Source organism: Streptomyces sp. ISL-10 (assembly GCF_018614575.1).
Classification (GTDB): Bacteria; Actinomycetota; Actinomycetes; order Streptomycetales; family Streptomycetaceae; genus Streptomyces.
On sequence record NZ_JAGGOJ010000020.1, the window covers coordinates 218157 to 233815 of the forward strand.

The window sequence follows — 15659 nt, forward strand, 5'->3', positions numbered from 1 at the left end:
CGTACGGAGGAATCCCCGTGAAGGTCGGAATCGTCGGAGCCACCGGGCAGGTCGGCACGGTCATGCGCAAGATCCTTGCCGAGCGGAAGTTCCCGGTCGACGAGCTCAGGCTGTTCGCCTCCGCCCGCTCGGCGGGCTCCACCATCGAGTGGGAGGGCCGCGAGATCACGGTCGAGGACGCGGCTGTCGCGGACTACACCGGCCTCGACATCGTGATCTTCTCGGCGGGCGGCGCGACCTCCAAGGCCCTCGCCGAGAAGGTCGCCTCTCAGGGCGCGGTCGTGATCGACAACTCCTCGGCATGGCGTCGCGACCCCGAGGTCCCGCTGGTCGTGTCCGAGGTGAACCCGCACGCGGTCAAGGACCGCCCCAAGGGGATCATCGCCAACCCGAACTGCACCACGATGGCCGCCATGCCGGTCCTCAAGCCGCTGCACCAGGAGGCGGGCCTGACCTCGATGATCGCCACGACCTACCAGGCCGTGTCCGGTTCCGGGGTCGCGGGCGTCGCCGAGCTCGACGGCCAGGTCAAGGCCGTCGCCGATCGTGCCGCCGAGCTGACCCACGACGGCGAGGCCGTGGTCTTCCCCGAGCCGGGCGTCTACCAGCGCACGATCGCCTTCAACGTGCTGCCTCTCGCCGGCAACCTCGTCGACGACGGCTCGCACGAGACGGACGAGGAGCAGAAGCTCCGCAACGAGTCCCGCAAGATCCTCGAGATCCCGGAGCTCAAGGTGTCGGGCACCTGCGTCCGCGTACCGGTCTTCTCCGGCCACTCGCTCCAGGTCAACGTCCGCTTCGAGCGTCCGATCACCGTGGAGCGCGCCTACGAGCTGCTGAAGGACGCGCCGGGCGTGGAGCTCTCCGAGATCCCCACCCCGCTCCAGGCCGCCGGCAAGGACGCCTCCTACGTGGGCCGCATCCGCGTGGACGAGACGGTGGACAACGGCCTGGCGCTGTTCGTGTCCAACGACAACCTGCGCAAGGGCGCGGCGCTGAACGCGGTGCAGATCGCGGAGCTGGTCGCGGACGAGCTGCGCGGCTGACACAGAGGTACGACGAGGGGGCGGGCGCCGACGGGCGCCCGCCCCCTCGTCGTCGTGTCCCGGCTCCTCCTCGGTTCCGGACGGAGCGCAGGCGGCGCGTGGAAGGATGGCCACAAACATCGCAGACCGAGGAGATGACCGGGTGCCTGGCACAAACCTGACCCGTGAAGAGGCGCAAGCGCGTGCGCGCCTGCTCACCGTTGACTCGTACGAGATCGACCTCGATCTCTCCGGGGCGCAGGAGGGCGGGACCTACCGGTCCGAGACCACCGTGCGCTTCGCGTCGGCCGAGGACGGTGCGGAGACCTTCATCGATCTGGTCGCCCCCGCCGTGCACGAGGTCGTGCTGAACGGGAAGTCGCTGGACGTCGCCGCGGTCTTCCGGGACTCGCGGATCACACTGAAGCATCTGCACGCGGGCGACAACGAGCTGCGCGTGGTCGCCGACTGCTCGTACACCAACACGGGCGAGGGCCTGCACCGTTTCGTCGACCCGGTCGACGAGCAGGCATACCTCTATACGCAGTTCGAGGTCCCGGACGCGCGCCGGGTCTTCGCGAGCTTCGAGCAGCCCGACCTCAAGGCGACCTTCCGGTTCACCGTGAAGGCCCCGGCGGGCTGGACGGTGATCTCGAACTCCCCGACGCCCCAGCCGGAGGACAACGTCTGGCGCTTCGAGCCGACGCCGCGCATCTCGACGTACATCACGGCCCTGATCGCCGGCCCGTACCACAGTGTGCACAGCTCGTACGAGAAGGACGGCCGGTCGGTCCCGCTCGGCATCTACTGCCGTCCCTCGCTGGCCGAGTTCCTGGACGCGGACGCGATCTTCGATGTCACGCGGCAGGGCTTCGACTGGTTCCAGGAGAAGTTCGACTACGCGTACCCGTTCGCCAAGTACGACCAGCTGTTCGTGCCGGAGTTCAACGCGGGCGCGATGGAGAACGCGGGCGCGGTGACCATCCGCGACCAGTACGTCTTCCGTTCGAAGGTGACGGACGCGGCATACGAGGTGCGGGCGGAGACCATCCTGCACGAGCTCGCCCACATGTGGTTCGGCGACCTCGTGACCATGGAGTGGTGGAACGACCTGTGGCTGAACGAGTCGTTCGCCACCTATACCTCGATCGCCTGCCAGGCGTACGCCCCGGGCTCGCGGTGGCCGCACTCGTGGACCACGTTCGCGAATTCCATGAAGACGTGGGCCTACCGGCAGGACCAGCTGCCGTCGACGCACCCGATCATGGCCGAAATTGGCGACCTGGATGACGTTCTCGTCAATTTCGACGGAATCACGTATGCCAAGGGCGCGTCGGTTCTCAAGCAGCTCGTCGCCTATGTCGGCATGGACGAGTTCTTCCGCGGCGTACAGGCGTACTTCAAGGCTCACGCCTTCAAGAACACGCGCCTGTCGGACCTGCTGGGCGCGCTGGAGGAGACCAGCGGCCGGGATCTGAAGCTGTGGTCCAAGGCCTGGCTGGAGACGGCCGGCATCAACATCCTGCGCCCGGAGATCACCACGGACGACTCCGGTGTGATCACCGCCTTCGCGGTGAAGCAGGAGGCCCCGGCGCTTCCGGCGGGCGCCAAGGGCGAGCCCGTGCTGCGTCCGCACCGGATCGCGATCGGCCTCTACGACATCGACGGCACCGACGAGGCCGGCAGGCTGGTGCGCACCGACCGGATCGAGCTGGACGTCGACGGTGAACTGACCGACGTGCCGGCCCTGGTGGGCAGGGCCCGTCCCGCCGTCGTCCTGCTCAACGACGACGACCTTTCGTATGCGAAGGTCCGCCTCGACGAGGAGTCGCTGAAGAACGTCACCGGGCACCTGGGCGACTTCACCGAGTCCCTGCCGCGCGCGCTGTGCTGGGCCTCGGCCTGGGACATGACCCGCGACGGCGAGCTCGCCACCCGCGACTACCTGGCGCTGGTCCTGTCCGGGATCGGCAAGGAGTCCGACATCGGCGTGGTCCAGTCGCTGCACCGCCAGGTCAAGCTGGCCATCGACCTGTACGCGGCGCCGCAGTGGCGCGAGACCGGTCTGAGCCGGTGGACTGACGCGACGCTGGCGCACCTGCGGTCGGCGGAGCCGGGCAGCGACCACCAGCTGGCCTGGGCGCGGGCGTTCGCCGCGACCGCGCGCACGCCGCAGCAGCTGGACCTGCTTCAGGCGCTGCTCGACGGCACCGAGACGATCGAGGGCCTGGCCGTCGACGCGGAGCTGCGCTGGGCGTTCGTGGAGCGTCTCGCCGCGACCGGGGTCTTCGACGAGGAGGAGATCGCCGGGGAGTACGAGCGGGACAGGACCGCGGCCGGTGAGCGGCACGCGGCGACGGCGCGGGCCGCGCGGCCGACGCCGGAGGCCAAGGCGCAGGCGTGGGCGTCGGTCACTGTGTCCGACGCGAAAGCAGCGCTGCCGAACGCCGTGCAGGAGGCGGTGATCAGCGGATTCGTCCAGACTGATCAGCGCGAACTCCTCGCCCCGTACACGGAGAAGTATTTCGCGGCCGTCAAGGGCGTGTGGGAGTCCCGCAGCCATGAGATGGCGCAGCAGGTCGCCGTCGGCCTCTACCCCTCGCTCCAGATCTCGCAGGACACGCTGGACGCGACCGACGCCTGGCTGAAGTCGGCGGAGCCCAACGCCGCACTGCGCAGGCTCGTCCTGGAGTCACGGGCCGGTGTCGAGCGTGCGCTGAAGGCGCGGGCGGCGGACGCGGCAGCGGAGTAACTCAAGAGGAATAAAAACCTCCGCAAATGGAGGCGCGCTGGGCCACTGCCGGCCCGGCGCGCCTCCTTGTGTTTTCGGCCGTCGACAATTCGCCAGAGCGGAGCCCGCCGTCAACGCCCTTGCGCGGACCGGGATATGCTCCCGCCCGTTGTTTCATGTGATCTTTTCCCGTTCGATTCTGAGGATGCTGATGGTTCGACAGGGAACGTCGACCGGAAGTCCGCGGCCGAGGGCCAGCCTCGTCTGGCAGCTGCCCGTTGCCGCGACCGCCGCGGCCGCGATCGTGGCCCTGTTCCTGGTCTCCGCGTCGGCTCGCACCCCGGTGCTGATCGTCTCCGCCGTGGCCGTCGCCGCGGTCGCCGTCGCCTGCGCGGAGGTCATGCGCAGGGGCAGACTGGTGACCGAACTGCGCGACCGGGTCGCGGCGCAGGACGCGCTGATCGCCCGGCAGATGGACCAGACCGGCCGGCTCGCCGCTGAACTGCTGCCCCAGGTGGTCCAGGCCCTGCGGTCCGGCGGCTTCCCCGAGGACGTGCTCGCCTCCGTCGACGCACCGGCCGAGCACCACGCCGTGCTCCGCTCGGTGGTCGACGCGGTCAGCGCCGAGGAGGACCTGCGCGAGTCCGCCCAGCGAGCCTTTGTGAACATCGCCCGGCGGGTGCAGGCCATCGTCCACCAGCAGGCCCAGGAGCTGCGCGAGATGGAGGACCGGCACGGCCGGACCCCTGAGGTCTTCGGCGACCTGCTGCGCATCGACCACGGCACCGCGCTGATCGGCCGGCTCGCCGACTCCATCGCCGTCCTCGGCGGCGCCCGCCCGGGACGCCAGTGGAGCAAGGCCGTGCCGCTCTTCAGCGTCATGCGCGGCGCCATGTCCCGGATCATCGACTACCAGCGCGTCGAACTGCACTCGGTCTCCGAGGTCGCCGTCGTCGGCACCGCCGTCGAACCGCTGATCCACGCCCTGTCGGAACTGCTGGACAACGCCACCCGCTACTCGCCGCCGCAGACCAAGGTCCATCTGACCGCCGTCGACGTGCAGTCGGGCATCGCCATCGAGATCGAGGACGGCGGTGTCAGCATGAGCGAGGAGGCGCGCAGGCGCGCCGAGCGGATGCTGCGCCAGGCGCAGGAGGGCATCGATGTCAACGACCTCGGCGAGAGCCCGCGCCTGGGCCTCGCCGTGGTGGGCCGCCTCTCGCAGGCTTACGGGTTCCAGGTGTCGCTGCGCTCCTCCGCGTACGGCGGTGTGCGCGCCGTTCTCGTCGTCCCTCAGGCCCTGATCACCACCTCTGCCTCGGCGACCGGCCTGGCGCACGGCATCGGCGCCGCCTCCGGTCCCCGTCCCGCCGGCTCCGACACCCACGAGCGGCTCCCGCGGCCGGTCACGGGCCCGACGGTGCCCCTTCACGCCGAGGACGTCCCGCAGGTGAGCGAGCGGACCGCGAACGGACTCCCCCAGCGACGCCGCAAGGCCCGGGTGACCGCTCCCGCCGCCCCCGCGGACGGGACGCAAACGCCTCCCGCGACGATGCCGGACCCCGCACAGGGCGCCGCACCGGCGGTGCAGCCCGGCATGTGGCTGGCCGCCTTCCAGAGCGGCCTGTCCGGCGACACCCCCCAGACGAACAACGGAAACGAGCAGCCATGATTCAGCGGCAGTCCCACCAGACCAATATGGACTGGATGCTCAAGGACCTGGCAGAGGGCGTACCGCAGACCCGAAACGTCGTCGTGCTGTCCGCCGACGGACTGCGTATGGCCCAGTACGGGTCGGACACGGACACGGCCGACCGGCTGGCCGCCGCCTGCGCCGGACTGCAGAGCCTCGCGGCCGCGGTGGCCTCCGAACTCCCCCACGGCGACGGCCAGATGCGGCTCGTGGTCATCGAGATGAACGGCGGCTTCTTCTACCTGATGGCCGCGGGCGCGGGCGCCTATCTCGCGGTACTGGCCGACGAGGGCGTGGACGCCGGTCTGATGGGACAGCGCATGCGGGACCTCGTGCTGCGGATCGGAGAGCACCTGAGCACGCCGCCGCGGCACGAGGGGCAGACCGCGTGAGCGACGCGGACGACGACTGGGAGCCGAGCAGTCCCGAGCGGCTGTACGTCATCACCGGCGGCCGCAGCGGCTCCTTCGCGCCCACCGCCTTAGACCTGGTCACGCTGATCGTGGCCAGGTCGGGGCCGAGACCCGGAATGCAGCCGGAGCACGCGGCCATCATCCGGATCTGTCAGGCGCCGCTCTCGGTGGCCGAGATATCCGCCTATCTGAGCCTGCCGGTGAGCGTGATCACCGTGCTGCTCAGCGACCTGTTGGCCGAGGACAAGGTGCTGGCCCGCGCACCCGTCCGGGCCGCCCACCTCCCCGACCGCGCGTTGATTGAGGCAGTGATCGATGGACTTCAGAAGCTCTGAGCAGGCTCTCGGCCCGCGGAGCGAGGACGTGCTGCCGACGACCGCCACGGCCGCCGTCAAGGTGGTCATCGTGGGCGGCTTCGGGGTCGGCAAGACGACCCTGGTCGGCTCGGTCAGCGAGATCAGGCCACTGACGACCGAAGAGACGATGACCCAGGCCGGTGTCGGCGTGGACGACACCCAGGGCGTGGAACGCAAGACGTCGACGACGGTCGCGATGGACTTCGGCCGTATCAGCATCAACGAGGAGCTGGTGCTGTACCTGTTCGGCACTCCGGGCCAGGAGCGGTTCTGGTTTTTGTGGCGGGGGCTGTTCGAGGGCGCGCTCGGCGCGGTGGTACTGGTCGACACCCGCCGGCTGGAGGTCAGCTTCGATGTCATCGGGCGGCTGGAGGAACGCGGCGTTCCGTTCGTCGTCGCGATCAACTCCTTCCCGGACGCGCCCGATTACCCGCTCGAGGAGCTGCGAGCCGCGCTGGATCTGCCGGAGGCCGTGCCGATCGTGCTGTGCGACGCGCGGGAGCGCGCGTCCAGCCGGGACGTCCTGATGGCGCTGATGCGCTACCTGCAGTTCCTGGCCCAGGCGCAGGCGGCGTCGTGACCCGGTCACCGGCTCCGGCAGCCGGAGCCGGTGGCGGAGGCCGTGCCGCACCTTCCGGCCAGCGTTGGCCCGTTGCGTACCGCTCTGCCGGGGATTGGTCCTATTGGATCAGCCAATCCGGCTGAGTACGATGCCGCCTAGATGATCACTCTGAGGTGCAAGTTGCGCGTGTGACAACGAAGTTGACGCGCCGCACCCGCATCGAGAGGCAGGCCGCACGTGGAGTCCGAGCTGACCGTCCCCCCGATCTTCTCGCCCCTTCCACCGGCGATACACCCGCAGCACGCGGACATAGACGTCCAGACGGCGGCCTGGGCCGAGACGTACCGCATCGGCTCCGAGGCGCTGCGCGCCAAGCTGGTGGTGCAGGACATCGGCACGTTCTCGGCGCGGATCCTGCCCGAGGGCCGCGAGGAGGTCGTCTCCCTCCTCGCGGACTTCGTGCTGTGGCTCTTCGGTGTGGACGACGGCCACTGCGAAGAGGGCGAACTCGGGCACCGGCCCGGTGATCTGGCCGGCCTGCTGCACCGGCTGATCCGGGTGGCACAGAACCCCGAGGCGCCGATGATGCAGGACGACCCGCTGGCCGCGGGCCTGCGGGACCTGCGGATGCGCGTGGACCGCTACGGCACGGCGGGCCAGACGGCCCGCTGGGTGGACGCCCTGCGGGAGTACTTCTTCTCGGTGGTGTGGGAGGCGGCGCACCGCCGCGCCGGCACCGTGCCCGACCTCAACGACTACACGCTGATGCGGCTCTACGACGGGGCGACCTCGGTGGTGCTCCCGATGCTGGAGATGGGGTACGGCTACGAGCTCCAGCCGCACGAGCGGGACCGCCCCGCGGTGCGCGCCGCGACCGAGATGGCGTCGTTCATCATCGCCTGGGACAACGACATCTTCTCCCACCACAGGGAGCGCAGAACCCCCGGCTACTACCTCAACGCCCTGCGTGTGCTGGAGCGGCAGGGCATGAGCACCGAGCAGGCGCTCAAGGCCGCGATAGCGCAGCGGGACCGGGTGATGTGCCTGTACACGCGCCTGTCCGAGCAGCTGTCCGAGCAGGGCAGCCCCCAGCTGCGGCAGTACCTGCGGAGCCTGTCCAGCTTCATCCGCGGGGCCCAGGACTGGGGCGTCAGCTCCGTGCGCCACACCACCCCCGACGACCCGGCGAACCTTCCGCCCGTCTTCAGCGACACCCCGACCGACGACCGCCACGAGCCGCTGGACATCCCCGCCGTCGCCTGGTGGTGGGACCTCGTGCCCGGCCCCCTCACCCCTTCGGTGCCTGGCCGGCAGGCTCCGCACCTCGCGTAGAGCCGGCATCACAGCCGTACCGAGGAAAGGTTTCTCCGGTGTCGGTCGGAGCCGGCTGCGCCCCCTCGCGGGCGACGGACTGGCGACGGCGGGCGGCGAGGTGCGCCGACGGCACCGCCGGCTCATCCAGCCGATGTTCCACCCGCCGCGGATCACGCCGGTGACGGTGACGCCCCGGGACGCGTGACAGACCGGCCGCGGGGCGGGCGGCGGGGCGACCCGCTGTGGCTCACGGGTCACACAGCGACGATCTCCACCGCCCGCTCCAGGCCCTTGAAGGCGTCCGGATTCCGCAGGTCGAAACACTGGCGCGTGCACAGCGGCCCGCCGACGCCGAGGCGGACTTCGACGCCGTCCCCTTCACCGGTGGCGACCTCGCGCAGCGCGCCCGGCACCCGTGAGATTCCCGGCGCCGTCTGCGAGCCGCGTCGGACCGCCGCGAGGACATGGCGGCGGGCTGGTCGTCGGCGAGGACGCGCATCACCACGCCCTCGCGCCGCGCCGCCGCCACGCGCGGGACCAGCGCGATGCCCATGCCCGCCGCGACCATCGCGAGGATGGCCGTCCAGTCATGGCCGTCCAGCCCGCCGCGCTGTGCGCCTGTTCGGGAACGAAGCCGGCGCTCTCGCAGGCCGCGATCGTGGTCTCGGACCAGGGGCCGCTGCCGCCGAAGATCCAGGGCTCGTCCGCCAGGTCCGCCAGATCCGCCAGCGGCCTGCACCGGCGGCACGGTGTCGTGCAGGGCCCGCGAGGTGACGAAGCTGCCGGACCGCACGACGGTCGCCAGCGCGGCGAACGGCAGCCCGGAACCCGCGGCCCGCCTGCCCCGTGTCGCGGGGGTCGTCCTGCCGGTGCGGACGCGGTCCGCGGCCGTCACGGTCATCCTGTGCCTCCCTGGGAGGCGGGTGGCGCTCCACCGTCGCTCCGGAAAACCGCTCAGGTCCATCGAATACCTTCGACGATTCCTTTGAACAGATCCGAATGGTCGCCGGGAGGCGGCACAGCAAAAGGCGCCCCGGACGCGGGAGCGTCCGGGGCGCCTCGAAGGCTGGGGTCAGGGCAGGGTCAGCTCTGCTTCCTGGACTTGTCGAGCACCATCACCAGGCCGGCGATCACCACGAAAAGGGCGATCGGTGCCACGACATACAGGCCGAGGGTCTCGGCCACGCTCAGGCCGGCACCCGGGTCGTCGCCGTCGTCCGGGGTGAGCGCAAGCGCGGGGGACGACATCAGCAGCATCATCAGCGTCGTACCGGCTGCGACGGCGCCGGCGCGCAAGGCGTTCTTCTTGTCCACGGTGCCAACGTAGCGAACGCCCGTCAGGGTCGCGCGCCCGGGGGTGCCGTAGAGGAGCCGTCGCCGCCCCGCGCGCTTGCGAAGACCGTCATGAACCGGTGCAGCCGGGGAGATGCTGCAAGATCCTCCAGGGCCGTGGGCCGGCCCTCGCCGTCCGCGACCGGAAGCCGCCAGTTCGGGTACTCGTCCCAGGTGCCCGGCAGGTTCTGCGGGCGGAGGTCGCCGATCGCGTCAGGCAGCCACACCCCGACCATGCGCGCCGGCGTGTGCAGCAGGAAGCGGTAGACCGCCCGGATCCCCGCCTCCTCGTCCCCGCCGCCTTCGGGGAGCAGGCCCAGGCGCTCCAGCAGGCCCAGCCACTCCTGCACATCGGCCGTGTCCTCCGTGCGTTCCTGCTCCAGGCCGCGGGTGAGCAGACCGAGCCGGTGGCGCAGCTCCACATGGCCGCCGCTGAGCCGGGCCGCGGTGGACGGCAGATCGTGCGTGGTGGCGGTGGCGACGCACCCCTCCCGCCAGCTCTCCGGCGGCAGCGGCCGGCCGCTGCCCGCCCAGTCGCGCTCGAACCACAGCACGGAGGTGCCCAGCACACCGCGGTCCGCGAGCGCCTCCCGCACGCCCGGCTCGACCGTCCCGAGGTCCTCTCCTATGACGACGGCGCCCGCGCGGTGCGCCTCCAGGACGAGGACCGCCAGCATCGCCTCGGCGTCGTAGCGGACGTACGTGCCCTCGGTGGGCGGGGCGCCCTGCGGCACCCACCACAGCCGGAAAAGGCCCATCACATGGTCGATGCGCAGTGCGCCGGCGTTGCGCAGGATGCCGCGCAGCAGGCCCCGGTACGGGGCGAACGCGGAGGCGGCCAGCGCGTCGGGGCGCCACGGCGGCAGTCCCCAGTCCTGGCCTCGGGCGTTGAACGCGTCAGGTGGTGCGCCGACCGACATTCCGGCCGCGAAGACGGCCTGCTGGGCCCACGCGTCGGCCCCGCCGGGGTGCACGCCGACGGCGAGGTCGTGCACGACGCCCACGCCCATGCCCGCCTCGCGGGCCGCCCGGCCCGCCGCTGCCAGCTGTTCGTCGGTCAGCCACACGAGACGGCTGTGGAAGTCGACCCGGTCCATCAGCTCGCTCTTCGCCCGCGCGGTCTCGGACGAACGGGGGTCGCGCAGCGCGGCCGGCCAGCTGTGCCACTCGGAGCCGTGCACCTCGGCGAGCGCGCACCAGGTCGCGTGGTCCTCCAGGGCCGGGCCCTGCTCGGCCAGGAAGTCGCAGTAGGCGGCGTGGCGCCCGGGTCCGAGCGGGACCGTGTGCAGGATCTCCAGGGCCTCGCGCTTGAGCTCCCACACGGCGTCCCGGTCGATCAGCGCGCCCTTGCCGAGGACGGACTCACGCAGCTCGGCCGCCTTCTCGCGCAGTTCCTCAAGCCGTGCGCGCTGCGCCGGGTGCGCGTACGCGTACTCCGGGACGTCCTCCACGCGCAGATGGACCGGGTCGGGGAAGCGGCGCGACGAAGGGCGGTAGGGGGACGGATCGGTGGGGGCGCCCGGAACCGCCGCGTGCAGCGGATTCACCTGGACGAAGGACGCGCCCAGCGCCCGGCCCGACCAGGCGGCAAGCTCGGCGAGGTCTCCCAGGTCGCCCATGCCCCAGGAGCGGGCGGACAGCAGGGAGTACAGCTGGACCAGGAAGCCGTAGGAGCGGCCCTGCGGCCGTGGCACCTCGCCGGGCGCGACGACGAGGGTCGCGTCGGCGGTGCGGCCGCCGGGAGCCTCCGCACGCAGCCGGTGCACTCCGGTCGGCAGCTCGCCCCAGCCGGTCTCCGCGGGGGCGTGAGCGCTCGCGGTCTCCGGAGGAGCGCTCGCCACCTCCGCCGGGGCCGGAGCGCCTGCCACCTCCGCCGGGGCCGGAGCGCCTGGGGCCTCCATCGGGGCCGGAGCGCCTGCGGCCTCCATCGGGGCCGGAGCGCCTGCGGCCTTCACAGGGGCCGGAGCGTTTGCGGTCTCCGCCGGGGCAGCCGGACCCGGCGCACTGCCGGGCGCCCGGAACGAGGCGGGAGCGCTTGCCGGCGTGGGCGCCACCCGTCGCGCGCCCGGTGGCGAAAGGCGCATGTCGTGCCCCTGCTCCGTCGTCACGCGCAGCACGGTGCCTGCGGGCAAGGCGCCGAGGGCGGCGGGGAGACGGGGTCCACCGGGCTCCTGCCAGACGACCGCGGTGGACGGCAGCAGGCGCGAGGCCGCGGCGCGGTCCGCGCGGTCCAGGGCGGCACCGATCGCATGCGGGGTGGACGCGTCGACACCGAGCGAGGCCAGGACGGCGACGACGGTGGCCTCGGGGACCACCACAGTGACGCCCTCGGAGGGCTCGAAGGTGGTCGCGACTCCATGCAGCGCGGCGAGCCGGGCAAGGCCCATGCGGACTCCTTCAGACCCCTGGTGACTCCGCGCCGCCCGCCGTGCCGTGGGCGGTCGGCTCACTGGTCAGGGGCGCGATGTCGGCGAGCGGGGGCTCGCTGGTGAGAGGGGCGGCGTGAGCGAGCGGCGGCTCGCTCGTGAGCGGAACGTCGTGGGCGGGCCGCAGCTCGCCGGTGAACTGTGCCTCAGGGGCGAGCGGGCATTCTGCGGGGGCATGCGCCGACTGCGCCGGGACCTGTTTGGACAGGGCGGAGAGCAGCAGATGAGCGGATGCGGCCACGGTAATCACTCCAAGCGGGTGTGAACGGGCGTGAACGGGTCACAGCAGCCCTACCCCGTCGGCACGATCGCAGACGTACACGATCGGCCAACGTGTTCCGGGTCACATCATGTTTCGCGTCCGGCCGCCTGCTCCGGCGACGCGCTGGCGATCCGCGCCGGCGGTCCGCGAATCCGCGCCGGCGGTCCGCGAACTCGCCCCGATCGTCCACCACACCAGGCAAAAGGCACACAACGGCCATGCGCATTGACACTCCGGCGGTGGGGTGGTGGGCTCGAAACCGACCGAACGGCAGGGGAGATCCGAGGGGAGACCGGCGTGCGGCTCGCGGGCGGAAGACGTACAGCGGCGGCCGTCGCCGTCGCCGTCATCGGCGGTCTGCTCGGAGGTGCGCCGGGAGCCGTCGCCGCCCCCGCGGACCCCGGCACCCCGGCGGGTTCGGCGCAGGACCCCGAGGGCACGGCCGCGGCGCCTTCCGTGTGGCCGCGCCCGCAGTCGCTGCGCACCACCGGCGGTGCCGTCGCGCTGGGCGACGAGGCGACGCTCGTCGCGGACCCGGCGGCCGACCCCTATGCGATCGGGCTGCTGAAGGACCTGTTGCGCGAGGCCGGCGTGCGGACGGTGCACACCGAACTGCCCGGCCGCGGGCCCGTGTTCCGCATCGGCGGCACAGGCGCGCAGGACGCACTGCGCGCCCTGCGCGCCGCGGAGCGCGCCGATCTGCCCTCGGGCGGCTACCGCCTGGCGGTGGGCCGCGTCGGCGGACGCGACACGGTCGCCCTCGACGGCGTGGGCGGCGACGGCCTGTTCCACGGTGTGCAGACGCTGCGGCAGCTCATGACGGACGGCCGCGTTACGGGCGTCGCCGTGCGCGACTGGCCCGGAACGGCCCTGCGTGGCCTGACGGAGGGCTTCTACGGCCAACCGTGGTCGCACGAGCAGCGGCTCGCGCAGCTCGACTTCATGGGACGCACCAAGCAGAACCGCTATCTGTACGCCCCCGGCGACGACCCCTACCGGCAAGCGATGTGGCACGAGCCGTACCCGGCGGCGCAGCGCGCGGAGTTCCGCGCGCTGGCCGAGCGCGCCCGGCGCAACCACGTCACGCTCGCCTGGGCCGTGGCTCCCGCGCAGTCGATGTGCCTGGCCGACGACGGGGACGTACGGAAGCTGACCCGCAAGATCGACGCGATGTGGGCCCTCGGAGTACGCGCCTTCCAGCTGCAGTTCCAGGACGTGAGCTACAGCGAGTGGCACTGCGAGAAGGACGCGGAGCGGTACGGCTCGGGTCCCGAGGCCGCGGCCAGGGCCCAGGCACACGTCGCGGGGGCCGTCGCGCGGCACCTGGCGGACCGTCACCCCGGTGCCGAGGCGCTGTCGGTGATGCCGACCGAGTTCTATCAGGAGGGCGCCACGGAGTACCGCACGGCGCTCGCCAGGGAGCTCGACGGGGGCGTGCGGGTGGCGTGGACGGGCGTCGGAGTCGTACCGCGCACGATCACCGGGCGCGAACTGGCGGGCGCGCGCGAGGCGTTCGACCACCATCCGCTGGTCACGATGGACAACTACCCGGTCAACGACTACGCACAGGACCGGATATTCCTCGGCCCGTACACCGGCCGGGAGCCCGCGGTCGCGACGGGCTCGGCGGCTCTGCTGGCCAACGCGATGGAGCAGGCGTCCGCCTCCCGCATCCCGCTGTTCACCACCGCCGACTACGCCTGGAACCCGAAGGCGTACCGCCCTGAGCAGTCCTGGCAGGCCGCGCTGGACGACCTGGCGGGCGGCGACGCGCGGACGCGCGAGGCGCTGGCCGCGCTGGCCGGGAACGACTCCTCGTCGATCCTCAGCCCCGACGGCGAGTCGGCGTATCTGCGGCCGCTCATGGAGGAGTTCTGGCGCTCGCGCACCACGACGGACGCCAGGACGCGGGAGCGGGCGGCGGCGGCGCTGCGCGCCGCTTTCACGGTGATGCGCCAGTCGCCCGAGCGGCTGCGACACACGGCCGAGGGGTCTCTCGCCGCGGAGGTGCGGCCGTGGCTGGACCAGCTGGCCCGTTACGGCCGGGCCGGCGAGCTGGCGGTCGACATGCTCGCGGCGCAGGCGCGCGGGGACGGGCAGGCGGCCTGGCAGGCGTCGCTGGACCTGGAGACGCAGCAGAAGTCGCTGCGGGCGAGCAGGGCCACCGTCGGCAAGGACGTGCTCGGCCCGTTCGTGGAGCGCGCGGTGAAGGAGTCGCGGATGTGGACGGGCGCCGACCGCGCCCGGGCCGGCGAGGACACCGTATGGCTGGAGCGGCCGCGTCCGATGACCGCGGTGACGACGATGACCGAGCCCACCGACTCCCCGCGCGGGCGTCTGGAGGCGCATGTGCCGGGCGAGGGCTGGCGAGTGCTGGCGCCGCTGTCGGCCGGGGGCTGGACGCAGACGGACGCCAAGGGTCTGAAGGTGGACGCGCTGCGGGTGTCGCCGGACGGCGACGAGCCGATTCCGGTCCGTTCGGTGGTGCCGTGGTTCGCGGACGATCCGGCGGCGGGACTCGACCTCGTGCGCACCCAGACCAGTGCCGAGATCGGCGGCGCGCCGCAGCGCGCGGGGGTCCGGCTGACGGCGCAGCGGCCTGGCGAGGTGCGCGGCGCGCTCACCGCGAAGGCGCCGGCGGGCATCGAGGTGAAGGTGCCGAAGGAGACGACGGTCCCGCGCGGGGTGCGGACCACCGTGCCGGTGGAGGTCACGGTCCCCGAGGACACGCCTGCGGGCGAGTACCAGGTGCCGTTGTCCTTCGCCGGGCAGGAGAGCACGCTGACGGTGCGCGCGTTCCCGAAGACGGGCGCCACGGACCTCGCGCGCGTCGAGGGCGTCCGCGCCACCTCGTCCGGCGACGAGACCGCGGACTACCCGGCCGCGGCGGCCGTCGACGGCGACCCGCTGAGCCGCTGGTCGTCCGCTCTGGGCCCGACGGCCTGGTGGCAGCTGGAGCTGCCGCGGCCGGAACGGGTGGGCCTGGTGGTGCTGCACTGGCAGGAGGCGTACGCGACGAAGTACCGCGTACAGGTCTCGTCCGACGGCCGGATCTGGCGCACGGCGGCGACGGTCACGGACGGCAGGGGCGGTCGCGAGTCGGTCCGCATGGACGCCAGGGACACCCGCTTCGTCCGCGTCCAGGGCGACGAACGTGTCACCGAGTTCGGGTACTCGCTGTTCTCGGTGGAGGCGTACCCGGTCGCGGAGTGAGCCGCCGGTCGGCGGCCGGCGCCGTACGCCGTCCCCAGCGAGCTGCCGACTGGCCGCGGGGCCGTACGCAGTCGGCGGCGGTACGCCGTCGCCGAGTGCGACAGCGCCGACGGCCGGGGCCCTACGCCGTCCCCAGTGAGACACGGCCGACGGCCGCAGGCAGTACCCGGCGCCCAGTGATGCGGCGGCCGGCGGCGGGGCTACGCCGACGCCGAGCGTGACACCGCCGACGGCCGGGGCATTCCCGGCGCCCAGCGAGGCGGGCCGACGGCCTCGGCAGCAATACGCGGTGCCCAGCGGGCACGGCCGACGGTGCGGTCCGCGAGTCAGGC

Annotated in this window: 12 protein-coding genes and 1 pseudogene; 8 read left to right on the forward strand and 5 right to left on the reverse strand. The window is 72.3% G+C overall.

Annotation, left to right across the window (positions count from 1 at the left end):
- Positions 1-17 precede the first annotated feature (17 nt).
- The 7 genes from J7E88_RS24495 (at position 18) to J7E88_RS24525 (ending at position 8112) form a co-directional block, all read left to right on the forward strand.
- Positions 18-1046, forward strand: a complete 1029-nt coding sequence (locus tag J7E88_RS24495) for an aspartate-semialdehyde dehydrogenase (protein WP_215184599.1) — start codon at positions 18-20, stop codon at positions 1044-1046.
- Between the two features lie 142 nt (positions 1047-1188).
- Positions 1189-3777 carry an aminopeptidase N gene (pepN, locus tag J7E88_RS24500; RefSeq protein ID WP_215184601.1) on the forward strand — a complete coding sequence of 863 codons (2589 nt, stop codon included), beginning with the start codon at positions 1189-1191 and terminating at the stop codon, positions 3775-3777.
- A 190-nt stretch (positions 3778-3967) separates the two neighbouring features.
- Positions 3968-5428, forward strand: a complete 1461-nt coding sequence (locus J7E88_RS24505; RefSeq protein WP_215184606.1) for a sensor histidine kinase KdpD — start codon at positions 3968-3970, stop codon at positions 5426-5428.
- A complete protein-coding gene (locus J7E88_RS24510) occupies positions 5425-5841 on the forward strand; it encodes a roadblock/LC7 domain-containing protein (protein WP_215184608.1) in 417 nt (138 codons plus the stop codon). Before J7E88_RS24505 ends, J7E88_RS24510 begins: the two co-directional genes overlap by 4 nt.
- Positions 5838-6197: a DUF742 domain-containing protein gene (locus J7E88_RS24515; RefSeq protein ID WP_215184610.1), complete on the forward strand. Its 360-nt coding sequence runs from the start codon at positions 5838-5840 to the stop codon at positions 6195-6197. Before J7E88_RS24510 ends, J7E88_RS24515 begins: the two co-directional genes overlap by 4 nt.
- Entirely contained in the window at positions 6178-6798 is a 621-nt protein-coding gene (locus tag J7E88_RS24520; protein WP_215184612.1) for an ATP/GTP-binding protein, read from the forward strand. The genes J7E88_RS24515 and J7E88_RS24520 overlap by 20 nt, the downstream gene beginning before the upstream one ends.
- A 219-nt stretch (positions 6799-7017) precedes the next feature.
- Complete coding sequence (locus J7E88_RS24525; protein ID WP_215184614.1) at positions 7018-8112, forward strand: selina-4(15),7(11)-diene synthase; 1095 nt, start codon at positions 7018-7020, stop codon at positions 8110-8112.
- A 236-nt stretch (positions 8113-8348) separates the two neighbouring features.
- On the opposite strand, the gene J7E88_RS36140 is transcribed toward J7E88_RS24525, so the two are convergent.
- From J7E88_RS36140 to J7E88_RS24545, 5 genes and pseudogenes are all read right to left on the reverse strand, one after another.
- On the reverse strand, positions 8349-8507 hold the full coding sequence (locus tag J7E88_RS36140) for a hypothetical protein (protein WP_251023105.1): 159 nt from the start codon (positions 8505-8507) through the stop codon (positions 8349-8351).
- A gap of 71 nt (positions 8508-8578) precedes the next feature.
- Positions 8579-9058, reverse strand: a pseudogene (locus J7E88_RS37475) (LysR substrate-binding domain-containing protein); the annotation flags it as partial.
- Between the two features lie 119 nt (positions 9059-9177).
- Entirely contained in the window at positions 9178-9408 is a 231-nt protein-coding gene (locus J7E88_RS24535; protein ID WP_215184618.1) for a hypothetical protein, read from the reverse strand.
- 23 nt (positions 9409-9431) lie between these two features.
- Positions 9432-11813 (reverse strand): 4-alpha-glucanotransferase, encoded by a 2382-nt coding sequence (gene malQ, locus J7E88_RS24540; protein ID WP_215184620.1) that lies wholly within the window; start codon positions 11811-11813, stop codon positions 9432-9434.
- Between the two features lie 10 nt (positions 11814-11823).
- Positions 11824-12093 (reverse strand): hypothetical protein, encoded by a 270-nt coding sequence (locus tag J7E88_RS24545; protein WP_215184622.1) that lies wholly within the window; start codon positions 12091-12093, stop codon positions 11824-11826.
- Between the two features lie 318 nt (positions 12094-12411).
- On the opposite strand from J7E88_RS24545, the gene J7E88_RS24550 reads away from it, so the two are divergent.
- Positions 12412-15327: a beta-N-acetylglucosaminidase domain-containing protein gene (locus J7E88_RS24550; RefSeq protein ID WP_215184624.1), complete on the forward strand. Its 2916-nt coding sequence runs from the start codon at positions 12412-12414 to the stop codon at positions 15325-15327.
- The last annotated feature ends 332 nt before the right edge of the window (positions 15328-15659 follow it).